The organism is Geodermatophilus ruber (assembly GCF_900114385.1).
GTDB lineage: Bacteria > Actinomycetota > Actinomycetes > Mycobacteriales > Geodermatophilaceae > Geodermatophilus > Geodermatophilus ruber.
The window spans coordinates 311605-333195 of record NZ_FOSW01000002.1; the positions used below are offsets into that span (position 1 = coordinate 311605).

The following is a 21591-nucleotide window of genomic DNA, read 5'->3' on the forward strand; positions in this document are numbered from 1 at the left end:
GGTCGCGGTCAGCCGTCGACGGGCTGCGGCCGTCCCGGCGCGGCCTCACGGAGCAGGCGCCGGGCGGTGTCGACCTCCCGGGCGACCGGGGCCAGGACGCCCTCGGCGTGGATCTCCGCGTCGTCGGGCGGCCGGTGCGCTCGGATGTCGGCCTCCAGGTCCCGGATGGCGCGGCGCAGGACGGAGACCTGGGCCAGGTCGGGCTCCGGCTCGCCGTGGCGGGTGGCGATGACCGCCTCGGTGACCGCGTCAGAGGTCCGCTCCAGCTGCACGATCACCGGCCAGAACGCCGCCGCGCGGGTGCTGACCGGTGGCGGCTCGGCCAGGTGGCGCTGCAGCTGGGTGTGCAGCTCGGTCAGCGCCCGGTAGCTGCGGCGCCGGGCCCGCCGCCGCTCGGCCGGGCTCCCGGTGAACGCGGCCCCGACGAAGGCGTCGAGGGCGCCGGCGGCGTCGCGCAGGGCCTCGTCCAGCGGCGCCTTCCAGGTCTGGGGCCACAGCAGGTAACCGAAGACCAGCACGATCGCGCAGCCGATGAGGGTGTCCAGCAGCCGGGCGCCGACCACCCCGGGCCCGCTGGGCAGCGCCAGGTCGAGCAGCAGGATGATCACGGGGGTCTGGAACACCGAGAACAGCCCGAAGTTGGCGCTGCGGGCCCACGGCAGCAGGGCGACCGCGGCGGCCATGGCAACGAGCACCCAGGCGTCGCGGGGCAGCACCGCGAGCAGCAGCGAGCCGATGAGCACCCCGAGCAGGGTGCCGGCGCCGCGCTGCACCGCCCGGGTGAAGACCGAGCCGAAGTCCGGCTTGAGCACGATCGCGACGGTGAGCAGCACCCAGTAGGGGCGCTCGATGGGCAGGTACTGGCGGGCGATCTCGGCGATCGTCATGCACAGCGCCAGGCGGATCGCGAAGGCCCGGGTGTCGACGCTGCCGAGGGTCCGGTCGGCGACGTCCCGCAGCCGGGTGCGCCAGCCGGGCACGACGGAGGGGACGGCGGCACCGGCCCGTTCCTCGGGATCGCCCACGACGTTCCACGCCAGTCGCAGCCCGTGCCGCACCGCCCGCCGGGTGGGCCCGCCGGACTCCAGGGCGTCGGGCCGCTCGGCCGGCAGCTCGCGGTCACCGGAGACGGCGGCGGCCAGGGCGTGCGCCGCGGTGATGTCGCGCGGGTCGGCCGGCACCCCGGCGCGGACGGCGGCCACGGTCCCCTCGACCAGCGGGGCGGCCGCGTTGAGCACCCCGGCCAGCTCGGAGAGCTCCTTGCTGCGCCCCGCGATGTGGCTGCGGCTGCGGATCACCCGGTCGTAGGCGGTGTTGAGGGCGGTGGTCAGCCGCCGCCGGGCCTCCTCGGTGTCCGCCGTCCCGATGGCGGCGAGCAGTTCGCCGATGCGGGTGAAGACGGTGGCGACCGCGGTGCGGTCGGGATCGCCGACCTCGGTGCGGTACTGCACCAGCGTCGTGAGCGTGGCCCACACCGCACCCGCGACGAAGAAGCCGACCTCGGCGGCGGGGGAGAGGGGGGTGACCAGCCCCGAGGCGAGCGCGGTGTAGACGAGCAGCTGCAGTGCGCCCAGGGACAGCGCCGCGTTGACCGCGCTGACCAGCGCCGCGACGGCGGACAGGACGGCGATGACGGCGACCGGGCCCCACCCGCCGCCGGCCGCGTACTGGCCGACCACCAGCCCGATCCCGCCGAAGGTGGTGGTCGCGGCGATCCGCCGGAGCCGGTCGCGGACGGGGCCGCCCTGGGGGGCGAGGCTCGCGGCGAGCGCGCCCATGGTGGCGAAGACGCCGGCGCCGAGGGCCGCGCCGGGCCGCACGCCGCCCTCGATCACCACCGCCACGGCCAGCGGCGCGGGCACGGTGATCGCGAAGCGGACGACGTCGCGCCACGGCACCGGCGGGGGGCTGGTGCGCACCAGCTCCTCGAGCCACGCCGGGGCGCGCACCCCCCTGTCCGCCACGGCTCCCGAGCCTTCCACCCCGCCCCGCCGCGATCATGGTGATGTTGCCGGCCGGTGCGGCGTGTCGTCCCGTGTCTCGCGCAACAACCCCATGATCACGGGGCGGCGGCCGGTGGACGTCCGGGACGCGCCCTGCCCGCTGACCTACAGTCCGGCCCGTGACCGTGACACTGGGGGAGGTCGTCGCCGCGCTCGAGGGGCGCTACGCCCCCGCGCTCGCCGAGGACTGGGACGCAGTCGGGCTGGTCTGCGGGGACCCCGACGAGCCGGTGCGGCGCGTGCTGTTCGCCGTCGATCCGGTCGGCGCCGTGGTGGACGAGGTCGTCGAGACCGGGGCCGACCTGCTCGTCACCCACCACCCGCTGCTGCTGACGCCGGTCCACGGGGTGCCCGCCGACGACCCGAAGGGGCGGCTCGTGCACCGCCTCATCCGGGCCGGTGCCGGGCTCTTCGTCGCGCACACCAATGCCGACCGCGCCCCTGCCACCGGCGTGAACGACGCGCTCGCCGGCGTCCTCGGGCTGATCGACCCGAGGCCCGTCCTGCCCGCGGCCTCCGATCCCCGGGTCGGGCTCGGCCGCGTCGGCCGGCTCGCCGAGCCGATGAGCCTGCGGGGCTTCGCCGAGCGGGTGGCCGCGGCCCTGCCCGTCACGGCCGGCGGGGTCCGCGCGGCCGGGGATCCGGATCGTCGCGTCGCGACCGTCGCCGTCTGCGGCGGCAGCGGCGGATCCCTCCTCCCCGCGGCCGCGGCCGCCGGCGCCGACGTCCTGCTGACCAGCGACCTCAAGCACCACCCGGTGTCCGAGGCGCTGGAGGTGCCCGGTCCGGCGCTGGTCGACGTCGCGCACTTCGCCTCGGAGTGGCCCTGGCTGCCCGTGGCCGCCGACCTCCTCGCCCGGGACCTCGGGAACCGGGTCGAGGTCGCTGTCTCGACCCGGCGCACGGACCCGTGGACGGCGCACGTCGCCCAGCCGGGGACCGGCGGGTCCGCAGGTAGGTTGAGCGGGTGAAGGCCGACCACTTCGACCAGCAGAAGCTGCTGGTCCTCGCCGCCGAGGACGTTGCGCTGGCGCAGTTCGCCCACCGCGGGCGCACGCTTCCCGAGGTCACGGCGGTCGACGCCGCGGCCGAGGCCGAGCGGGAGCTCACCGCCGCGGTGGTCAACGCCGAGACCGAGGTCCGCGACCTCCAGCGGGAGGTGAAGCGGATGGAGGGCGACGTCGAGACCGTGCGGCTGCGCGCGGCCAAGGACCAGAAGCTCCTGGACTCCGGCAGCGTCTCCCCGAAGGAGATGACCAACCTCCAGCACGAGCTGCAGTCACTGGCCCGCCGACAGTCCGACCTGGAGGACCAGGAGCTCGAGCTGATGGAGCAGCTCGAGACCGCCGAGGCCGCCCTCACCGCGGCCCGGGAGGGGCTCACGAAGGCGCAGGGGGAGCGGGAGCGCGCCGAGCAGCTCCGCGACGACGCCCTGGCCGACATCGCCGAGGGCACCGCCCGGCACGAGGCCGCCCGCACCGAGGCCGCCGCCACCATCCCGGCCGACCTGCTGACCCTCTACGAGCGCATCCGCACCCAGACCGGCGGCACCGGGGCGGCGATGCTGCAGGCCCGCCAGTGCCAGGGCTGCCGGATCGAGCTGTTCGGCAGGGAGCTCGCCGCCGTCCGCAACGCGGATCCGCACGAGGTCGTGCGCTGCGACAACTGCGGCCGGATCCTGGTGCGCACCGCCGAGTCGGGCCTGTGAGCCGCCGGCTGATCGTCGAGGCGGACGGCGGGTCGCGGGGCAACCCCGGTCCGGCCGGCTACGGCGCGCTGGTCCGGGACGCCGCCACCGGGCGGGTGCTCGCCGAGCGGGCTGAGTCCGTCGGCCGGGCCACCAACAACGTGGCCGAGTACGGCGGCCTGGTCGCCGGCCTGCAGGCGGCGCTCGACCTGAACCCTCAGGCCGAGGTCGAGGTTCGGATGGACTCCAAGCTCGTCGTCGAGCAGATGTCCGGGCGCTGGAAGATCAAGCACCCCGACATGCAGAAGCTGGCCCTGCAGGCCCAGCAGATCGCCCGCCAGCTGGGTGGGGTCCGCTACACCTGGGTGCCGAGAGCGCAGAACAGCGCCGCCGACGCGCTGGCCAACAGCGCGATGGACGGCCGGCCGGTGCGCCGGGACCTCGCCGCCGAGCCGGCGACCACCGAGGACGACGTCCAGCCGGTCGCCGTGCCGGCGCCCGCCGTGACCACGGTGACCCACCTGCTGCGGCACGGGCGCACCGAGCACACCCCTGAGCGTCGTTACAGCGGCCGTAACGACCTGCCGCTGTCGGCGACCGGCCGGGCGGAGGCCGACGCGGCCGCGGTCCGCGCGAAGGAGCTGGGCATCGAGGTCGTCGTCGCCTCGCCGCTGCGCCGCACCCGGGAGACCGCCGAGGTGGTCGCCGCCGTCCTGGGCCTGCCGGTGCAGTTCGACGACGACCTCGTGGAGCTGGACTTCGGTGATCTGGAGGGGCTGACCGCCGACGAGGCCCGCGCGGCGCACCCGCTGGCCGCCCGCCGCTTCGCCACCGACACCACCGTCGCCGCGCCGGGCGGGGAGTCGGTGGCCGACGTGAGCGTCCGGGTGGGCCGGGCCCGGGCGCGGATCCTGCGCGAGCACGCCGGGAGGACCGTGCTGGTCGTCAGCCACGTGACCCCGATCAAGCTGATGCTCGCCGCGGGCCTGGACGTCCCCGACGACGTCGTCCACCGGGTGTTCCTCGAGGCGGCGTCGCTGAGCACCGTGGCGTGGAGCTCCGACGGCCGCAGCGCCGTCCGGCTGGTCAACGACACCGGCCACCTGCGCTGATCCCCGTGGTCAACCGATGAGTTGACCTCCCGCCGGAGCGGGTGCACGGCCCGCCCGCCGGTCGGGGGATCATGGTCGGTACCCCTGAGACCTGGAGAACCCGTGACCGCGACCCCCGCCCCCGCCACCCCCGCCGTCGCCGGTGACGAGCGCACCCTGTCACCGGCCGAGTACGAGCGCTGGGCGACCGAGGTCCGCGCGCTGGCCGAGGAGCGCGGGGCGGTCATCCTGGCGCACAACTACCAGGTGCCCGAGATCCAGGACGTCGCCCACTTCACCGGCGACTCCCTCTACCTGTCCCGGGTCGCGGCGCAGACCGACGCGCGGGAGATCGTGTTCTGCGGCGTCCACTTCATGGCCGAGACCGCGAAGATCCTCTCGCCGGACAAGACCGTGCTGCTGCCCGACCACGCGGCCGGCTGCTCGCTGGCCGACTCGATCACCGCCGAGCAGCTGCGGGAGTGGAAGGCCGAGCACCCTGGCGCCGTCGTCGTCAGCTACGTGAACACGACCGCCGCGGTGAAGGCCGAGACCGACATCTGCTGCACGTCCTCCAACGCCGCCGACGTCATCCGGTCCATCCCGGAGGACCGGGAGATCCTGTTCTGCCCCGACCAGTTCCTCGGCGCGCACGTCCGGCGCGTCACCGGGCGGGAGAACATCCACGTGTGGGCGGGGGAGTGTCACGTGCACGCCGGGATCAGCCCGTCCGACGTCCGTGCCCAGGTGGCCGCCCACCCGGACGCCGAGATCCTGGTGCACCCCGAGTGCGGCTGCACCACCTCGGTGCTGGACCTGGTCAGCCACGGCGACCTGCCGGCCGAGCGCACCCGGGTGCTCTCCACCGGCGGCATGGTCGAGCAGGCGGCGACCACGCAGGCCCGCCAGGTGCTGGTGGCGACCGAGGTCGGCATCCTGCACCAGTTGCGGGCGCTGAACGCAGGGACGCAGTTCATCCCGATGAACGAGCGCGCCGCCTGCCGGTACATGAAGATGATCACCCCGGCCAAGCTGCTGCACACCCTGCGCACCGGCGAGGGGGCCGTCGACGTCGACGTCGAGACCGCCGCGCGGGCCCGGCGCGCGGTCGAGGCGATGATCGCGATCGGCGAGCCCGGCCGCGGCGGGGAGTGAGCTCAGAGCGCAGGCAGGCGGCCGGCGAGCTCGTCGATCAGCCGGGCGCACACCTCCGGAACCTCGAGCGGGGGGTAGTGGCGGGCGCCGGGCCTTCCGGCTGCTCCTCGCGCTGGGCATGCCCGTCCCGGTGTGCCGGCCTGCCGGAACCATGACGAGCCCGCGACCTGGAACAACGCGGTGGCCGGGCGGGGTTGCTGGAAAGCTACCGGGAGCCGCCCCGGGACCGACTGCTCCGTCGAGAGGACCCCACGCATGAACGCCCACGACTTCACCGTGACCGCCGCTGACGGCTCCGATCGCCCGCTGCGCGACTACGAGGGCCGGGTGCTCCTCGTGGTCAACGTGGCCAGCAAGTGCGGGTTCACCCCGCAGTACGAGGGCCTGGAGAAGCTCTATCGGGAGTTGAACGAGCAGGGCTTGGAGATCCTCGGGTTCCCCTGCAACCAGTTCGGCGAGCAGGAGCCGGGCACCGACACCGAGATCCAACAGTTCTGCTCGGCCACCTACGACGTGACCTTCCCCGTGCTGAAGAAGGTCGACGTCAACGGGCCCGATGCCGAGCCGCTGTTCGCCTACCTGCGGGCCCAGGCGCCGGGGGACCTCGGCCCTGACGCGGGGATGCTGTGGGACCACATCAGCACGAACTACCCGGAGCTGGTCGGCACGGACGCCGTGAAGTGGAACTTCACCAAGTTCCTGATCGGGCGCGACGGCGAGGTGATCCGCCGTTACGAGCCGATCGTGACGCCCGAGCAGATCCGCGCCGATCTCGACGACCTGCTCGCCTGAGCGCGACGGCCGTGCGGTCCGCGCTCGGACCGCACGGCCGCGGGCGCGCTCAGCGCGCCCGCGGCACCCAGCGTGCAGAGGGTGCCTCTGATCGGGCTGGAGCCCTCGTCCAGCAGCGTCAGGAGTCCTGGAAGCCCCTGCTGCGCGGCGGCGCTCAGATGCGGGTGAACAGGTAGATCGACACCGCGACGCCGAACACCACGATGAAGACCCGCAGCGGCGTGGTAGGGATGCGGGTGGCCACGCGGGCGCCGAGGAATCCGCCGAGCAGGCTGGCGGGTGCGGCGACTGCGACCACGGACCACTCCACCGGGCCGAAGATCCCGAAGATGACGAGGGTGACGGTGGCGGTGATCGCCGACAGCGCCGACTTCAGCGCGTTGGCCAGTTTCAGCCGGTGCAGGCCGACGCCGAGGACCCCGACCAGGATGACGCCCAGCGCGCCGCCGAAGTAGCCGCCGTAGACGGTGGCGAGGAACAGCGCGACGTAGAGCCAGACCGGGTCCCGTCCTCGTCCGTCGTCCTCGCCGCGCTTCAGCCGGCGGGTGATCAGCGGCTGGACGGCGAGCAGCAGGCTGGCCAGCAGCACCAGCACGGGGACGGCGACGTCGAAGGCGGCGCTGGGCGTGGTCAGCAGCAGCACGCTGCCCGCGGTGCCGCCGAGCAGGGCAACGGTGCCGAAGCGCAGCAGCCGCCCGCGCTGGCCGCGGTACTCGGCGCGGAAGCCGAGCACCCCGCCGAGGTAGCCGGGCCACTGGGCGAGCGAGTTGGTGACGTTCGCGGCCACGGTGCCCAGCCCCAGCGCGACGAGGGTGGGGAAGAGGATCAGCGAGCCGCCGCCGGCGATCGAGTTGATCCCCCCGGCGACGAGGGCGACGCCCGCTGCGATGGCCAGGTCGAGGGCGGACACGACCGGTGAGCCTACGGTGACCTGGGGGAACGGCCGGCTTTCTGCCCTGACCGGGCTCCCGGGCGTCGGCCTGCGGGGCAGACTGCGCGCATGCCCCCTGTCCCCATGCCCGACGACTGGCAGCGCGCTCTGGTCGTCGCCGCCCATCCCGATGACATCGAGTACGGGGCCGCGGCTGCCGTCGCCACCTGGACCGCTGCCGGCAAGGAGGTCCACTACCTGCTGGCCACCCGCGGCGAGGCGGGCATCGCCGGGCTCTCCCCGGCCGAGGCCGGACCGCTGCGTGAGGAGGAGGAGCGACGCTCGGCGGCCGTCGTCGGGGTGTCGGAGGTGGAGTTCCTCGACCACCGCGACGGCGTGCTGGAGGCCGGGCTGGGGCTCCGCCGGGACCTCGCCGCGGCGATCCGCCGGCACCGGCCCGAGCTGGTGGTCACCATGTGGGGCGGCGACACCTGGACGCCGCCGGGGGTCACCCCCGGGTACGTCAACTCGGCCGACCACCGAGCGCTCACCCGCAGCGTGCTCGACGCGGTCGCCGACGCCGCCAACGAGTGGATCTTCCCCGACCTCACCGAGCCCAGGTGGGCGGGCGTGCAGTACATCGCGGTGCACTCGGTCGACCCGGAGCCGCCGCACGTCGTGGACGTGACCGTCGGCGTGGAGAAGGCCGTCGCGTCGCTGACCGAGCATCGCCGCTACCTGGAGGCGCTGTCGGACGAGCCGGTCGAGGAGCAGGCACGTCGACAGATCGACATGGCGACCCTGGCCGAGGACGGCGGGCGGCGGGTCGGCTTCCGGCTCTACTGGGGTTGACGGCCGGCTGCTCGCCGCGGCCTATCGGGAACCGACCGGCAGCACGGTCTCTAGACTGGGCGGCACGACGGACGAGTCGGCCGGGCGGTCGCGTCGGCGGGGGAGACCCCGCCGCCGAGGAACGTCCGGGCTCCACAGGGCAGGGTGGTCGCTAACGGCGACCCGGGGTGACCCGCGGGACAGTGCCACAGAGAACAGACCGCCAGCGGCTCGCCGCTGGTAAGGGTGAAACGGCGGTGTAAGAGACCACCGCACACCGGGTGACCGGTGTGGCTCGGTAAACCCCACCCGGAGCAAGGTCAAGAAGGGACGGCGGTTCGCCGCCGTCCTGCGCAGGCGATCGAGGGCTGCCCGCCCGATGCCTGCGGGTAGACCGCTGGAGCCTGCCGGCAACGGCAGGCCTAGATGGATGACCGCCCATCGGGAGGCCGTGAGGCGCCCGTGGACAGAACCCGGCGTACAGGCCGACTCGTCCGTCGCCCGCCGCTGGCCTGCGGAAACGTCGTCAGAGGTGGGTGTCAGTCCGCGCGGAGTCAACAACTTCGCGAAGGGCGGCGTCCACCGCGGCCCGTGTCCGGTCGTCCGAGTCGGGGCAGTCCCCGGGAGGCCATCGGGACGCTGCCGATCCGGTTCCCGCCGCCCTCCGGCAGGCGCATCCCCGACCGGCCGTGCCGAGCGAAGACCGGCCGGACCGATGAGATCGTCCGCGCCCGCCGGTCCGAGCTCCCGGACCGAGTCGTGGATCGGGAGGACGCATGCGGAAGATCGTCGTGCACATGATGCTGTCGCTGGACGGCTACTTCGAGGGGCCGGACCGCGACCTGAGCTGGCACCTCGTCGACGAGGAGCTGCACGCGCACTTCAACGAGCAGCTCGCGACCAACAGCGCTTTCGTGGAGGGCCGGGTCTCCTACGAGCTCATGGAAGCGGTCTGGCCGACCGCCGACCAGAACCCGGACTCCCCGCCGACCATGCGCGAGTTCGCCGGCATCTGGCGGGCGGTGCCGAAGATCGTGTTCTCCCGCACGCTGCAGGAGGTCGGCCCCAACGCCTCGCTGCGGGCAGCGGTGGACGTCGACGAGATCCGTGCACTGAAGCAGCGGCCCGGCGGGGACATGACGCTCGGCGGGGTCGACCTGGCCGAGACCTTCCGCCGACTGGACCTGGTCGACGAGTACCGGCTCTACGTCAACCCGGTCGTCATCGGCCGCGGTCGACGGCTGTTCGAGACCGCCGACAACCCGACCGACCTGGAGCTGGTGGAGAACCGGCGGTTCGGCAACGGTGTCGTCCTGCTGCGCTACGCCGTCCGGCGGCCCTAGGTGTCGACGTCGAGCGGTCCGAGCAAGACACGTGGGGCGTCTGGAAGCACGTGGCCGTCCGCGCCCGGCCCACCGTGACGATGAGCGGCCCACCCAAGGGCCTCCCCGTTCCGACCCGCGCCGGGGACGGTTCTCGGTCACGATGGAGTCATGGCTGAGACGACGAACTCACCCGAGCTCCACCCGGTCACCGAGGAGCTCGCATCCGGCAAGAACTTCGCTGCGGTGACCACCATGCTGCCGAGCGGGCAGTTCCAGACGGGGATCATGTGGGTCGGGACCCGCGACGGATCGGTGGTGCTGAACACCGAGACCCATCGCAAGAGGTTCGAGAACGTTCAACGCGATCCGCGCATCACGGTGATGATCCGGGACGAGAACGACCCGTACCGCTACGCCGAGGTGCGGGGTGAGGTCACCGGCATCACGACCGGGCCCGAGGCGCGCGAGCACATCGACGAACTCTCACGCAAGTACACCGGGCAGGACTATCCGCCGGACGCGATCAAGTCCGAACGGGTCATCCTGCAGGTCACGCCGCGCCGTCAGACGATCATCGACCAGAACAAGGACACCAGCGACTGAGATCCTCCGCATCCAGCCAGCCGGGTCACCGGGAGACGCGCACCTCCTCGAGGTCGAGCCGCAGCACCGGCCGGTCGGCGGCGCCGAACCGGCTCGGGGGCGGGTGCGGTGGCACGATCGACGGCGCTCGGCGCCCTCAGCGACGCGAACACCGCCGCGGCGATCAGCGCGTCGGGCGTGGGACCGCTCGTCAGTCGCCAGGCACCGCGAAGTCGCCCAGCGTCGCCGCACCCGGTTCGAGCGCGGCGAACGGCGGGGCGGGGAGGAACACGGCGACGGCGCCGGTCCGGAACCCCGCTCGGGCGTCGCGCCGGGCCGTGGGGCTGCCCTGACCGTCGTCGAGGGCGCCGGCCAGCTCCGCGAGCGACGGGTTGTGGCCCACGACGGCCAGGGTCGTGACCTCCTCGGGGGTCTCCCGGATGGCCGCGAGCAGCGAGTCGAGCGAGTTGTCGTAGATGCGCGCATCGACGATGGGTTGCGGGCCCGCCGCCAGCGCTGCGCTCGCCTGCTCCCAGGTCTGCGCCGCCCGGCGGGCGGGGGAGACGAGCACCCGGTCGGGCGTCAGCCCCGCCTGCGCGAGCCAGGTCCCGAGCGCCGCGGCGTGCCGGGCGCCGGGCTCGGTCAGCGGACGGTCCACGTCCACCGGGCCGTGGGCGGCCTGGGCGTGGCGGATCAGCAGGAGTCGGCGGGGCTGCACGGGGCGAGTCTGGCAGCCCGCCGTGCGCCGCTCAGCTGGCAGCGGATCCGCCTCAGCCCACCGAGGGGTGAGGAGATCACCGTGACGCGCGCCGACGGGTGGGCAACACCGCTGAGCTGGTCAGGCGCAGCGGCGGCCGGCGCGGCGGGCCAGCTCCTGCGCGCGGGCGCGCTCCCGGCACTCGGGGCAGAAGCAGCGGTGCCCCTCGTCGAACAGGCGCACCAGTTCGGCCGCGAACGAGGTGCGCTCGGCCGGCAGGGGTGATCGCAGGGCTGGTGACCGCCGGCGGGGTCCTCGCCGGTGGACCAGCGGGTGGGCCGACTGCGCAGGCATGTCGCTCCCCCTCCTCGGGCCCGCTCCGCGGGCCCCTCGTGGCTTCCTTCTCCGACATCCGCATGCTCGTCGGCGGGTCCGACAGTTCCCGGCGCCCGGATCCGGCCGGGGTGTGAGGGCACGGACGGTGGGTAGGCGGCCAGGGACGGGAGCCGTCGGCCGGCAGGTCGACGGCGTGCAGACATCGCCTGAGCCCCGCGCCGGGCACCGAGGAGCAGGTGTCGATGACCACGCAGAAGAAGCCCAGCCCCGAGGCGCTGGACAACGTCACCGAGGACAACATCCACACCCGGGCGCAGCTGCTGCCCGAGGAGGAGGCGGTCGCCGGCAGCGGTATGGAGGAGGTCGCGGCCGAGACGATCCTCGCCGAGTCCGAGGAGCGGACCGTGCACCCCGACCCGGACGACGCGCAGGGCGGGCACCGCACGTCCGCCGAGACCGCGGAGCCCTGACCGCGCCGCACGAGCACCCGGCGGCCGTCCTACCGGATCGGTGAGCGACTGTGCGTGCGCAGCGCGGTCACCCGGGTGGGCACCTCGACGTTCACCGTGCGCCGGGAGCCGGTGCGGACGACCGCGCCGACGTGGTGATGGTCCTGTTCGACCTCGCCGCGGACATCAGCCGCCCGATCACCGACGCCGAGCGGGCGTACTCGACCAGCTACCTGAACTGAGCAGCCCCGGGAACGCCGCCCGGCCACGAGAGGAGAGGACGTGCCCAAGACCACGAAGAGCGGCGACGCGAAGCAGGACGAGATCCCGAGCACCCTGCAGCGCTCCGACGAGAAGGCGCAGCGGACCTACGCCAAGGCGCACGACTCCGCGATGGAGTCCTACGACGACGAGCAGCGGGCCAACCAGACCGCCTGGGCCGCGGTGAAGCACACGCACGAGAAGGTCGGCGACCACTGGGAGCCGAAGGACGAGAAGGGGCCCAGCGATGCGCAGGCCGAGGGCGGCCGCGGGACGAACCGGGAGACCAACGGCGGCGTCGACGCCAACGCCGCCAAGGAGCACCTCTACGACCTGGCCAAGCAGGCCGGCATCGAGGGGCGTTCGAACATGACCAAGGAGGAGCTGGTCGACGCGCTCCGGAAGAGCAACGACCGGGAGACCCGCAAGGCGCGCGAGGGGAAGTAGTCCGCTGGTCCAGCGGTGCTCCATCGCCCACGTCGGGGTGTTCGTGCTCAGTGCCGTCGTGGCGATGGAGCGCAGAGCAGGTCAGGAGCCGCGGACCAGCAGCAGCTCGGTCTGCCGGTCGCCGAGGTAGCGCACACCCGTCTCGGTCAGCACGATGCCCTCCTCCAGGGCCATCCGCACCGGCTGGCCGCCCCACTCGGGCACCGACACCGTGACGCTGAGCTCCAGTGCGTAGACGGTGTCGGGGTGCAGCAGGCGGTCACCGGCGCCCGGGACACCGCCCTGGTCGTCCCACCGGCCGATCGCCGGGCCGGCACCGTGCCCGTGCACGCCGATGGGGTGCGAGTAGATGACGCCGTCGATCCCCTCGGCCGCCGCGCCCGCGCGGGCGGCGGCGAGCACCTCGTTGCCGGTGCGGCCGACGACCAGCTCCGTCGTGGTGAGGTCCTGCAGCCGGGTGCCGACCGCCAGCGCGCGCCGCAGGCCGGCCGGGGCGTCGGCCTCGCCCGGCCGCAGCACGTAGCCGGTGCGCTGGACGTCGGCCTTCAGCCCCAGGCTGGACAGCCCGACGTCGCAGTGCAGCAGGTCGCCCGGCAGCACCGGGGCGTCGTACGGGACGGCGGGCAGCAGGACGCCGCACTCCTCGACCGGGGCCACCCCGGCGCGCTGGACATCGACCATCGGGTGGAACCACGGGGCGACCCCGAGGTCGGTCAGGCGCTGCCGGATCCACCACGCCAGGTCGGCCGCGGTCGTCGTGCCGACGGTGAGGACGGCGGGCGACCACGCCTCGGCCACGACCTCGTCCACCAGCCGGTTGAGCGGGTGGAGGGCGGCGACCTCCTCCGGCAGCCGCGTCTCCAGCCAGCCCACCGCGAGCTCCTCGGCCGACACCAGCCGGTCGGCGTAGGGGCCCAGCACCGCGGTGAGCTCCTGGTGGTCGGTGTGGGACAGCCCGTCGGCCAGCGCGAAGGAGGCCGAGACGTCGATGCCGATCCGCCGCGGGTCGGCCTGCGCCACCATGCGGCGCACCTCTGCCCACTGGGACTCCTCGGCCGGCAGCACGCTCCCCTCCCCGGGGGACCAGGCGGGGAGGAACTGGCCGACCGGGTAGCGGGAGACCGCGGCGGCGGTGACGCCGTCGTCGCTGCGGTGCAGGACGAGGATCGTGCGCCGCCGGGCCGACAGCCAGGTGGCCGGCAGCAGCGTGCCGAGCACCGGGTCCTCGTTGTCCTCCCGCCCCACGATCAGCCACAGGTCGATGCCGGCGCGGTCCATGAGGCCGGGCAGCAGGTCGAGGATGCGCTGGGTCAGCCAGCGGTCGCGGACATCGGCCTGCTCGCGCAGCGGGAGCGGCATGGTACGGGCCGGGTCCGGCGGCGCGATGAGCGTCATGCGAACAGGGAAGCAGAGAACCGGCGTTCCCACCGGGCGAACGCAGGAGCCGAGGGTCAGGCCGGCTCTCCCGTGGCAGGGCCCGGCAGCGGCAGGTCGCTCGGCCGGCGCACGTTGCGCTGACGGGGGACGACGGCGGCCACCCGGTCCCGACCGGCCTGCTTGGCTTCGTACATGGCGCCGTCGGCCCGGTCGATCAGCCGCCACATGGCATCGGCGGCGTCCTCCCCGTCGACCGGCCGGGCCAGCGCGATGCCGATCGACGCCGTCACCGAGTGGCCGCCCTCGGTGCGACTGGCCGAGACCGCCCGCCGCAGCCGCTCGGCCAGCCGGCCCGCCTCGACGGAGTCGCTGACCAGGCCGAGCACGAGCAGCTCCTCGCCGCCGAGCCGGGCCAGGACGTCCGTGGGGCGCACCACGGCCGACAGGGACGTCGCGACCGCTCGGAGCACCGCGTCGCCGGCGGCGTGCCCGTGGGCATCGTTGAGCTGCTTGAAGTGGTCGAGGTCGAGCACCATCGCGGCCAGGCAGGAGCCGTCGCGGCGGGCCTGCCGCCACATCCGGGGTGCCAGCTCGGTCAGATAGCGGCGGTTGGCCAGTCCGGTGAGCGGGTCCGCGTGCGACAGCGCCTGGGTCGCGGCCAGCAGTCGCTGCACCCGGCGGCGCAGGATGAACACGCCCAGGCAGCCCGAGTTGAGCACACCCGCGCTGATGGCCACCTGGAGGGCCACCAGCAGCAGGCCGTCGTAGGTGTGGGCGAACGCGACGGTGCTGGCCGCCACCGTGGCCAGCATGTTCACCGCGACCATCCACGGCCCGAGGAACCAGGCGGCGACGAAGGACGGGAACAGCATCAGCAGCGGCGTCGCGTGCTCCGGTTCGGACATGCTGAGGGCGACGATGACGTAGACGAGGTCCCCGAGGAGCACGAGCCCGAAGGTGGGCCAGCGCCCGGCCCGCTGGCGCACGGCCAGGAGCACGGCGATCAGCAGGGAGACCAGCATCGTCACGGCGTAGACGACGCGCGGGACGCCCTCGTGCAAGCTGCCGTCGATGAACAGGTTCACCGACCCGACCAGCCCACCGAGGAAGGTCAGCGCGGCCAGGGCCCGGGCGGCCATCTGGTGCTCCGCCCCCCGGCTCGCCGCCGTGTCGGACACCCGGGCCGGCACGCCGGCCCGCTCGAACAGCCCCCCGCTCACGCGCGCAGCATGCCGTACCGACCGGTTCCGTTGGGGGCTCCGACGCGTCCCTACCCTCCGTCACCGGACCGCAGCGGTCACAGGGGTGACGCGGGGAGGTTCTGCGGGGGAGCCGCGGTGATCGGGTCGTTCTGCGGGAGGTCCCTGCCGACGCGGAACTGGTGCATCATGTCGTGGTCCTCGTGCACGGTGTTGTGGCAGTGGATCATGTAGCGGCCCTCGTTCGGACCGAACTGGGTGACCAGCCGGATGGTCTCGTTCTCGCCCAGGTAGACGACGTCCTTCGGGCCGAGCTCCTGCGCCCGGGGCGGCCTGCCGTTGCGGTCGAGGATCCGGAAGTCGACCAGGTGCAGGTGGATGGGGTGGTTCCAGCCGCCGGAGTTGTTCTGCAGCTCCCAGACCTCGATGTCGCCGAGGGCGGGGTCGGCCCGCACGTCGCGGAACTCCGAGTCGATCACGTCCTGCCAGGTCAGCTGATCGATGGTCCACTCCCCGCCCTGGCGCCGGAAGCGCAGACGCCGGGTGCGCACCGCGTCCGCTGCGGTGAGGTGCATGTTCTTCGGGGTGGGGTTGAGCTCCGCGGGGATCTCGTTGCCGACGGTGCTCGTGGCCGGGCCGGTCACCTCGAAGGCCATCACCTTGTCCGTGTGGTCGTAGTCGATCGCGTTCTTCACCCCGGCGTTGCGCAGCTCGACCCGCTGCCCGGCCCGCAGGCCGGCGAAGTCGATGATCACCTCGTAGCGCTCGGCCACGCCGAGCAGCAGCTCGGTCACCGGCTGGGGGGTGCGCACCAGCCCGCCGTCGGTGGCGATCACCGTCATCGGAGCGCCGGTGCTGAGCCGGAGCCGGTAGCCGCGGGCGACGGAGGCGTTCAGGATCCGCAGGCGGTACTTGCGTTGCTCGACCCGCAGCAGGGGCCAGGGCCGCCCGTTGACCAGGATGACGTCGCCCATGAGGCCGGATTCGCTGCGGTTGTCGAAGAGCAGTTCGCCGTCCTTCCGGAAGGCGGCGTCCCCGATGCTGACCGGCAGCTCGTAGTCGCCGTGCGGGATCGGCAGGGACTGCTCCAGGGTGTCGATGACGTGGTACTGCCCGGCCAGCCCGGAGTAGACGTTCTCCGCGGTGTGGTGCACGCAGTGGTCGTGGTACCAGAGCGTGCGCGCATCCTCGCTGTTGGAGTACCGGTAGTCCTTGTACTGCCCCGGCAGGCTGATGTCCGAGGCATACCCGTCGAACTGCGGCAGGGAGGGCGCCCCGTGCAGATGGGTGGAGGTCCACGGCTGGTAGCCCAGCGTCGGATGCTGCTCGGGCAACGTGTTGATCTGCCGCACCACCGAGGGCTCGTTCCGCCGGGCCCGGATGGTGGGCCCGGGGACCATGCCGTTGTAGCCGAACAGCGTCGTCTGCACGCCGGGCAGGATCTGGCCGCGGAACGGGCGCTGGGTGATCTCGTAGAAGCTGGTGCGGGTGGCGGGGTCCGTGCGGACGGGGGCGAGGACCGGCGGGGCCTGGTAGGGCACCGTGAACGGCTCGGGAATCCGGTTCTCCGCGATCTCCGAGGCGCGCTTCGCGGCGACCACGCCGGCCACCGGCAGGGCGAGGGTGGCGGCTCCCAGCACGGACAGCTTCAGGGTGTCTCGTCGACTCAGCGAGGGGGAATCCACGGGAGCCTCCTGTCGGACGGCTGGGAAGTACCGAGGACCCTCGCGGAGCACGCGTTCCGCGGGGAGCCGTGAGTGAGGGGTCGGCCCTCCCCGAGAGTCGGGGAGTCGCCCTGGCCACGTTCGGTGAGAAGGGCTGATCACGGCGGAGGACGCCGTCCCGGCCGGGAACGCCAGGTGGGTCGGGGAGGCGCTCGCGGGCGTCGTCGGCAATGCTGGGACGCCCGAGCACACGCCGGGGACGACCACGCCGAGGAGGCCGCCGATGGAGCCGGAGCAGTGGTTCTACTGCCTCAAGCACCACACCGTCGAGACGCGGGACGGCTGCGCGGAGCGACACCGGCTGGGGCCGTACGCCACCCGCGAGGAGGCCGAGCACGCGCTGCAGTCGGTGGCCGAGCGCGAGGAGCGGCTGACCGCGGAGGACCGCGACTGGAGGGGGGACTGAGCCACCACTGCCGGCGGGCGCGGAGGCCCGGGGCATGATCGGCCGCAGGACGCCGGGCGGGCCGGCGACGCGGGAGGTGGCAGGTGACTGACGGACGTTCGGTGGAGGACCTGGTCGTCGGGGTGCTCGGGGGCACCGGACCCCAGGGACGGGGCCTCGCCGTGCGGCTGGCCGCCGCCGGCCAGCGGGTGCTGCTGGGGTCGCGCGACGCGGACCGGGCCGCCGAGGTGGCCGCCACGGTCGCCGCCCGGGCCGGTGCCGCCGCGGGTGGGGCGGAGGTGTCGGTGACGGGCGGGTCCAACGTGGACGTCGCCGGCGCCGCCGACCTGGTGATCGTCGCGGTGCCCTTCGCCGGGCACGCCGCCACGCTGGCGGAGCTGGCCACGCCGCTGGCGGGGAAGATCGTCGTCGACTGCGTCGTCCCCATGGCCTTCGACGAGCTGGGGGCCTACGTCGTGGAGGTCGAGGAGGGCAGCGTCGCCCAGCAGGCGGCCGCGCTGCTGCCCGACTCGCAGGTGGTCGGCGCCTTCCACCACCTCTCCGCCGTTCTCCTGGAGGACCTCTCCCGGCCCACACTGGACGGCGACGTGATGGTCGTCGGCGACGTGCGCGAGGCGACCGACACGGTGCAGGCGCTCGCCGGGCGGCTGCCGGGCATGCGCGGCATCTACGCCGGCCGGCTGCGCAACGCCTTCCAGGTGGAGGCCCTGACGGTCAACCTGGTGTCGGTCAACCGCCGGTACAAGGTGCACGCCGGGATCCGGATCACCGACGTCTGAGTCGTGGCCGGCCGATCGGCGCGGCGTCCGGGGCGTCCCGGCGGTGGGACACTGCGGCCGTGCTGCTGCTCGCGTCGGCCGTCGCGGTGCTGCACGCCGCCGCCGTCCTGTTCATGCTGACCGGCTCGTTGCTGGCGCTGCGGTGGCCGCGCCTCCTGCTGCTGCACCTGCCGGTGGCCCTGGGAATCCTGGGCGTCTACCTGGCCGGCGCCGACTGTCCGCTCACCGACCTGGAGCTGTGGCTGCGGGAGCGGGCCGGTGCACCCGGCTACACCGGCGGATTCCTCGGCCACTACCTCACCGAGCCGCTGGGCTTCCCGATCCATGAGTTCTCGACCCAGCTGGGCATCTACCTGATCGCACTCGTGCCCAACGTGGTCGGCTACTCGCTGGTCCACCGCTCCTCCCGCAGCGCGGCGAGCCCGTCCCGGACCGCGGCGGGCCAGGAGGTCTCCCGGGGCAGCCAGCGGTAGGAGCGCGGCGGCCGGTCCAGGCCCAGCGCCGCCAGCGGTACCGGGTCGGGCAGCCGGTGGACGGCGTCCAGCTGCAGGGCCACGGCGGCCGGGGCGTCCCCGAGGTAGTCGGCGGTGAGGTCGCTGAGGTCCGGGTGCTCCTCGATGCCGGCCAGTTCCGGGCCCGAGCCGCGGTGGACGCGCCCCACCCGGGCCACGCCGATCACCCGGGAGACCGGCGCGATCTCGTAGACCAGCAGCAGGTCGCCGGGGGCGAACCCGGCGGTGCCGCGACGGAACTCGTGCCGTTTGCGCCCGTCGAGCAGGGCGTCGGCGAACGGCTGCCGGAAGGACAGCAGCGCGACCCGCGGCGGGCGCGGGCCGGCTGCGCTCATCGGCTACTCGAAGGAGTGCTCGGGGCCGGGGAAGGTGCCGCCGCGGACGTCGTCGGCGAACTCCTGGGCCGCGCGCAGCAGTTCGGCACGCAGGTCGGCGTACTTCTTCACGAACTTCGGCACCCGGCCGCCGTTGAGCCCGGCCATGTCCGGCCAGACCAGCACCTGGGCGTCGCAGTCCACGCCGGCGCCGATGCCGATCGTGGGGATGGACAGCTCCTTGGTGACCTGGGCGGCCAGCTCGGCGGGCACCATCTCCAGGACGACGGCGAACGCCCCGGCCTCCTGGACGGCGTGCGCGTCGGCGAGCAGCTGCTCGGCACCGGCGCCGCGGCCCTGCACCCGGAAGCCGCCGAGGGCGTGCTCGCTCTGCGGCGTGAAGCCGATGTGCGCCATCACCGGGATGCCGGAGTCGTGCAGCAGCCTGATCTGCGGCGCGACCCGCGCACCGCCCTCGAGCTTGACCGCCTGCGCGCCGCCCTCCTTCATCATTCGGACGGCGGTCGCGAACGCCTGCTGCGGCCCGGACTCGTAGCTGCCGAAGGGCAGGTCGGCCACGATCAGCGACCGCTTGGTGGAGCGGGTGACGGCCTTGGTCATCAGCAGGATGTCCTCGACGGTCACCGGCACGGTGCTCGAGTAGCCGAGGACGACGTTGCCCGAGGAGTCGCCGACGAGCATGACCGGGATGCCGGCCTCCTCGAAGATGGCCGCGCTGTAGGTGTCGTAGGCGGTGAGCATCGCCCACTTCTCGCCGCGCTCCTTGGCCTGCTGCAGGTGGTGCACCCGCACCCGGGCGGTGGACGTCCCGCCGTAGAGCACCGACTCACTCATGTGCTGCCGCTCCTTCGCGGACGCTGGGCAGGCTCTCCCGCCAGCGGTTGGTGATCGGCAGACGCCGATCCCGGCCGAACGCCTTCAGGCTGATCTTCGTTCCCGGCGCCGACTGCCGGCGCTTGAACTCCGCGCTGTCGATCAGCCGCAGCACCCGCGCGACGATCTCGGGGTCGTGGCCGCGCTCGAGCAGGTCGGCCATCCCCAGGTCGTGGTCGACGTAGTCGGCGATGACCGCGTCCAGCTCCTCGTAGGAGGGCAGCGAGTCGGTGTCGACCTGGCCGGGGGCCAGCTCGGCCGACGGCGGCTTGTCGATCGAGTTCTGCGGGATCGGCTCGGTCTCACCGCGCGCGCGGGCGTGCGCGTTGCGCCAGCGGGCCAGCTCCCACACGAGGGTCTTGGGCACGTCCTTGATCGGGGCGAAGCCGCCGGCCGAGTCGCCGTAGAGGGTCGAGTAGCCGACCGCCACCTCGCTCTTGTTCCCGGTGGTCAGCAGCAGGTGGCCGTGCTGGTTGGACAGCCCCATGAGCAGCGTGCCGCGCACCCGGGCCTGCAGGTTCTCCGCCGCGACGCCGGTGAGCTCCACCGAGCCGTGGTACGCGTCGACCATCGGCGCGATCGGGACGACCGTGTAGTGCAGCCCGGTCCGCTTCGCCAGGTCCTCGGCGTCGGCCAGGGAGTGCTCGGTCGACCACTTCGACGGCAGGCCGACGCCGTGCACCCGGTCCGGGCCGAGCGCGTCGACGGCGAGCGCGGCGACGACGGCGGAGTCGATGCCGCCGGAGAGCCCGAGCACCACCGAGGGCATGCCGTTCTTGTCGATGAAGTCGCGCAGGCCCAGCACCAGCGCCCGCCAGACCTCCTCGCGGTCCTCCAGCGGCTCGGCGATCGACGGCGGCCGGGGCTCGACGAGCGGCACCGGCTCCTCGGAGATCACGTGCCGGGTGACGGTCATCGGCCCGATCCGCCCCTCGCGCCGCTCGGGCACCGACGACGGGTCGATGGTCAGGTCGGCGGTCAGCAGGTGCTCGACGAACTGCGGGGCCCGGCCGAGCAGCTCCCCGTCCGGGGCGACCACCATCGAGTCGCCGTCGAAGACCAGCTCGTCCTGCCCGCCCACCTGGTTGCAGTACAGGATCGTCGCTCGCGCCTCGGCGGCCCGGCGGCGGACCAGCGGCAGCCGCAGGTCGTCCTTGGCCCGTTCGTAGGGCGAGGCGTTGGGGGAGGCGACGACGTCCACCCCGGCCCGGCCGGCGACGCCGCACGGGCCGCCCTCGACCCAGAGGTCCTCGCAGATGGTCAGCGCGACGTCGACGCCGTGCAGCCGCACGATCGGCAGCTCCGTGCCGGGCACGAAGTAGCGGGCCTCGTCGAAGACGCCGTAGTTGGGCAGGTGCCGCTTGTAGTAGCGGACGACCACCTCGCCACCGTGGAGCAGCGCGGCGGCGTTGCGCGGGGCGCCGCGGCGCGGGTTGGCGTCGGCCGGGCGGTCGTCCTCGGGCATGGACTCCACCGGGGCGGGGCCGGCGCCCTCGGTGTGCGCCAGGTAGCCGACGACGACGGCGACGTCACCCAGCCCCTGGTCGGCCAGGGTGGCGGCCAGGTCGACGACGGCGTGCTCGCTGGCGCGGGCGAAGGACTCCCGCAGCACGAGGTCCTCCGGGGGGTAGCCGGTGAGGGTCATCTCGGGGAAGACGACGAGGTGGGCGCCGGCGTCGGCCGCCTTCGCCGTCCACCGGGTGACCAGGTCGGCGTTGCCGGGGAGGTCACCGACGCGGGTGTCGACCTGGGCCAGCGCGACCCTCAGCTGCCGCGGTCGCCCCTCACTGCCGTGCCCGACGTGTTCGCTCGCAAGCTCGCTCACGCGCCCATCCTCGTCGGTGCTCCGCGGGCACGGC

23 protein-coding genes and 1 other RNA gene are annotated in these 21591 nt (G+C 73.7%); 14 read left to right on the forward strand and 10 right to left on the reverse strand.

Features of this window, described 5'->3' with window-relative positions:
- Positions 1-8 precede the first annotated feature (8 nt).
- Positions 9-1949: an FUSC family protein gene (locus tag BMZ50_RS04160; RefSeq protein WP_245753335.1), complete on the reverse strand. Its 1941-nt coding sequence runs from the start codon at positions 1947-1949 to the stop codon at positions 9-11.
- 173 nt (positions 1950-2122) lie between these two features.
- Here BMZ50_RS04160 and BMZ50_RS04165 point away from each other — a divergent pair, with 173 nt between their 5' ends.
- The 5 genes from BMZ50_RS04165 (at position 2123) to BMZ50_RS04185 (ending at position 6728) form a co-directional block, all read left to right on the forward strand.
- Positions 2123-2974, forward strand: a complete 852-nt coding sequence (locus BMZ50_RS04165) for a Nif3-like dinuclear metal center hexameric protein (RefSeq protein ID WP_091321525.1) — start codon at positions 2123-2125, stop codon at positions 2972-2974.
- On the forward strand, positions 2971-3711 hold the full coding sequence (locus BMZ50_RS04170; RefSeq protein WP_091321527.1) for a zinc ribbon domain-containing protein: 741 nt from the start codon (positions 2971-2973) through the stop codon (positions 3709-3711). Before BMZ50_RS04165 ends, BMZ50_RS04170 begins: the two co-directional genes overlap by 4 nt.
- A complete protein-coding gene (locus BMZ50_RS04175) occupies positions 3708-4802 on the forward strand; it encodes a bifunctional RNase H/acid phosphatase (protein ID WP_091321529.1) in 1095 nt (364 codons plus the stop codon). The genes BMZ50_RS04170 and BMZ50_RS04175 overlap by 4 nt, the downstream gene beginning before the upstream one ends.
- A gap of 102 nt (positions 4803-4904) precedes the next feature.
- Positions 4905-5936, forward strand: coding sequence for a quinolinate synthase NadA (gene nadA, locus BMZ50_RS04180; RefSeq protein ID WP_218146088.1), 1032 nt, complete (start codon positions 4905-4907; stop codon positions 5934-5936).
- Positions 5937-6191: 255 nt separating this feature from the next.
- On the forward strand, positions 6192-6728 hold the full coding sequence (locus BMZ50_RS04185) for a glutathione peroxidase (RefSeq protein ID WP_091321531.1): 537 nt from the start codon (positions 6192-6194) through the stop codon (positions 6726-6728).
- A 154-nt stretch (positions 6729-6882) separates the two neighbouring features.
- Here BMZ50_RS04185 and BMZ50_RS04190 read toward each other — a convergent pair whose 3' ends face one another.
- The gene (locus BMZ50_RS04190) at positions 6883-7638 is read right to left on the reverse strand and encodes a sulfite exporter TauE/SafE family protein (RefSeq protein ID WP_091321533.1); all 756 of its coding nucleotides are present in this window, start codon (positions 7636-7638) and stop codon (positions 6883-6885) included.
- A gap of 90 nt (positions 7639-7728) precedes the next feature.
- Here BMZ50_RS04190 and BMZ50_RS04195 point away from each other — a divergent pair, with 90 nt between their 5' ends.
- The 4 genes from BMZ50_RS04195 to BMZ50_RS04210 all read left to right on the forward strand — a co-directional run bounded on the left by BMZ50_RS04195 (position 7729) and on the right by BMZ50_RS04210 (position 10358).
- Positions 7729-8451, forward strand: coding sequence for a PIG-L deacetylase family protein (locus BMZ50_RS04195; RefSeq protein ID WP_091321535.1), 723 nt, complete (start codon positions 7729-7731; stop codon positions 8449-8451).
- A gap of 72 nt (positions 8452-8523) precedes the next feature.
- Positions 8524-8927, forward strand: an RNA gene (rnpB, locus tag BMZ50_RS04200) — RNase P RNA component class A.
- 279 nt (positions 8928-9206) lie between these two features.
- Positions 9207-9773: a dihydrofolate reductase family protein gene (locus tag BMZ50_RS04205; RefSeq protein ID WP_091321537.1), complete on the forward strand. Its 567-nt coding sequence runs from the start codon at positions 9207-9209 to the stop codon at positions 9771-9773.
- 150 nt (positions 9774-9923) lie between these two features.
- On the forward strand, positions 9924-10358 hold the full coding sequence (locus BMZ50_RS04210) for a TIGR03618 family F420-dependent PPOX class oxidoreductase (RefSeq protein WP_091321540.1): 435 nt from the start codon (positions 9924-9926) through the stop codon (positions 10356-10358).
- 190 nt (positions 10359-10548) lie between these two features.
- Here BMZ50_RS04210 and BMZ50_RS04215 read toward each other — a convergent pair whose 3' ends face one another.
- Together BMZ50_RS04215 and BMZ50_RS04220 are read right to left on the reverse strand one after the other, a co-directional pair.
- Entirely contained in the window at positions 10549-11055 is a 507-nt protein-coding gene (locus BMZ50_RS04215) for a SixA phosphatase family protein (RefSeq protein WP_091321542.1), read from the reverse strand.
- Positions 11056-11175: 120 nt separating this feature from the next.
- Positions 11176-11388 carry a hypothetical protein gene (locus BMZ50_RS04220; protein WP_091321544.1) on the reverse strand — a complete coding sequence of 71 codons (213 nt, stop codon included), beginning with the start codon at positions 11386-11388 and terminating at the stop codon, positions 11176-11178.
- A 224-nt stretch (positions 11389-11612) separates the two neighbouring features.
- On the opposite strand from BMZ50_RS04220, the gene BMZ50_RS04225 reads away from it, so the two are divergent.
- Positions 11613-11840: a hypothetical protein gene (locus BMZ50_RS04225; RefSeq protein ID WP_091321546.1), complete on the forward strand. Its 228-nt coding sequence runs from the start codon at positions 11613-11615 to the stop codon at positions 11838-11840.
- A 261-nt stretch (positions 11841-12101) separates the two neighbouring features.
- Positions 12102-12527 carry a ChaB family protein gene (locus BMZ50_RS04230; RefSeq protein ID WP_091321548.1) on the forward strand — a complete coding sequence of 142 codons (426 nt, stop codon included), beginning with the start codon at positions 12102-12104 and terminating at the stop codon, positions 12525-12527.
- Between the two features lie 81 nt (positions 12528-12608).
- Here the strand turns inward: BMZ50_RS04230 and BMZ50_RS04235 are convergent, their stop codons facing one another.
- The 3 genes from BMZ50_RS04235 to BMZ50_RS04245 all read right to left on the reverse strand — a co-directional run bounded on the left by BMZ50_RS04235 (position 12609) and on the right by BMZ50_RS04245 (position 16788).
- Positions 12609-13922, reverse strand: coding sequence for a M24 family metallopeptidase (locus tag BMZ50_RS04235; RefSeq protein WP_091321550.1), 1314 nt, complete (start codon positions 13920-13922; stop codon positions 12609-12611).
- Positions 13923-13978: 56 nt separating this feature from the next.
- Positions 13979-15124 (reverse strand): GGDEF domain-containing protein, encoded by a 1146-nt coding sequence (locus tag BMZ50_RS04240; protein WP_245753337.1) that lies wholly within the window; start codon positions 15122-15124, stop codon positions 13979-13981.
- A gap of 77 nt (positions 15125-15201) precedes the next feature.
- On the reverse strand, positions 15202-16788 hold the full coding sequence (locus BMZ50_RS04245; RefSeq protein WP_091321552.1) for a multicopper oxidase family protein: 1587 nt from the start codon (positions 16786-16788) through the stop codon (positions 15202-15204).
- Between the two features lie 262 nt (positions 16789-17050).
- Between BMZ50_RS04245 and BMZ50_RS04250 the strand changes: the two genes are divergently transcribed.
- The 3 genes from BMZ50_RS04250 (at position 17051) to BMZ50_RS04260 (ending at position 18485) form a co-directional block, all read left to right on the forward strand.
- The gene (locus BMZ50_RS04250) at positions 17051-17233 is read left to right on the forward strand and encodes a hypothetical protein (RefSeq protein WP_091321554.1); all 183 of its coding nucleotides are present in this window, start codon (positions 17051-17053) and stop codon (positions 17231-17233) included.
- Between the two features lie 83 nt (positions 17234-17316).
- Complete coding sequence (gene npdG, locus BMZ50_RS04255; protein WP_091321556.1) at positions 17317-18012, forward strand: NADPH-dependent F420 reductase; 696 nt, start codon at positions 17317-17319, stop codon at positions 18010-18012.
- Positions 18013-18071: 59 nt separating this feature from the next.
- Complete coding sequence (locus BMZ50_RS04260) at positions 18072-18485, forward strand: DUF2784 domain-containing protein (protein WP_245753338.1); 414 nt, start codon at positions 18072-18074, stop codon at positions 18483-18485.
- On the opposite strand, the gene BMZ50_RS04265 is transcribed toward BMZ50_RS04260, so the two are convergent.
- Genes BMZ50_RS04265 through BMZ50_RS04275 form a run of 3 tightly spaced genes read right to left on the reverse strand, consistent with a single transcriptional unit; the run spans position 18395 to position 21557 of the window.
- The gene (locus BMZ50_RS04265; protein WP_091321558.1) at positions 18395-18859 is read right to left on the reverse strand and encodes an ASCH domain-containing protein; all 465 of its coding nucleotides are present in this window, start codon (positions 18857-18859) and stop codon (positions 18395-18397) included. The two genes, BMZ50_RS04260 and BMZ50_RS04265, sit on opposite strands and share 91 nt — an antisense overlap.
- A 3-nt stretch (positions 18860-18862) precedes the next feature.
- The gene (panB, locus tag BMZ50_RS04270) at positions 18863-19693 is read right to left on the reverse strand and encodes a 3-methyl-2-oxobutanoate hydroxymethyltransferase (protein ID WP_091321560.1); all 831 of its coding nucleotides are present in this window, start codon (positions 19691-19693) and stop codon (positions 18863-18865) included.
- Positions 19686-21557, reverse strand: coding sequence for an NAD+ synthase (locus tag BMZ50_RS04275; RefSeq protein ID WP_218146089.1), 1872 nt, complete (start codon positions 21555-21557; stop codon positions 19686-19688). The genes panB and BMZ50_RS04275 overlap by 8 nt, the downstream gene beginning before the upstream one ends.
- Positions 21558-21591: the final 34 nt, after the last annotated feature.

Coding starts and splice junctions, on each gene's coding strand:
- BMZ50_RS04185 (WP_091321531.1), top strand. CDS start 6,192: ATGAACGCCCACGACTTCACCGTGACCGCCGCTGACGGCTCCGATCGC.
- BMZ50_RS04195 (WP_091321535.1), top strand. CDS start 7,729: ATGCCCCCTGTCCCCATGCCCGACGACTGGCAGCGCGCTCTGGTCGTC.
- BMZ50_RS04205 (WP_091321537.1), top strand. CDS start 9,207: ATGCGGAAGATCGTCGTGCACATGATGCTGTCGCTGGACGGCTACTTC.
- BMZ50_RS04210 (WP_091321540.1), top strand. CDS start 9,924: ATGGCTGAGACGACGAACTCACCCGAGCTCCACCCGGTCACCGAGGAG.
- BMZ50_RS04220 (WP_091321544.1), bottom strand. CDS start 11,388: ATGCCTGCGCAGTCGGCCCACCCGCTGGTCCACCGGCGAGGACCCCGC.
- BMZ50_RS04225 (WP_091321546.1), top strand. CDS start 11,613: ATGACCACGCAGAAGAAGCCCAGCCCCGAGGCGCTGGACAACGTCACC.
- BMZ50_RS04235 (WP_091321550.1), bottom strand. CDS start 13,922: ATGACGCTCATCGCGCCGCCGGACCCGGCCCGTACCATGCCGCTCCCG.
- BMZ50_RS04250 (WP_091321554.1), top strand. CDS start 17,051: ATGGAGCCGGAGCAGTGGTTCTACTGCCTCAAGCACCACACCGTCGAG.
- BMZ50_RS04265 (WP_091321558.1), bottom strand. CDS start 18,859: ATGAGCGCAGCCGGCCCGCGCCCGCCGCGGGTCGCGCTGCTGTCCTTC.
- panB (WP_091321560.1), bottom strand. CDS start 19,693: ATGAGTGAGTCGGTGCTCTACGGCGGGACGTCCACCGCCCGGGTGCGG.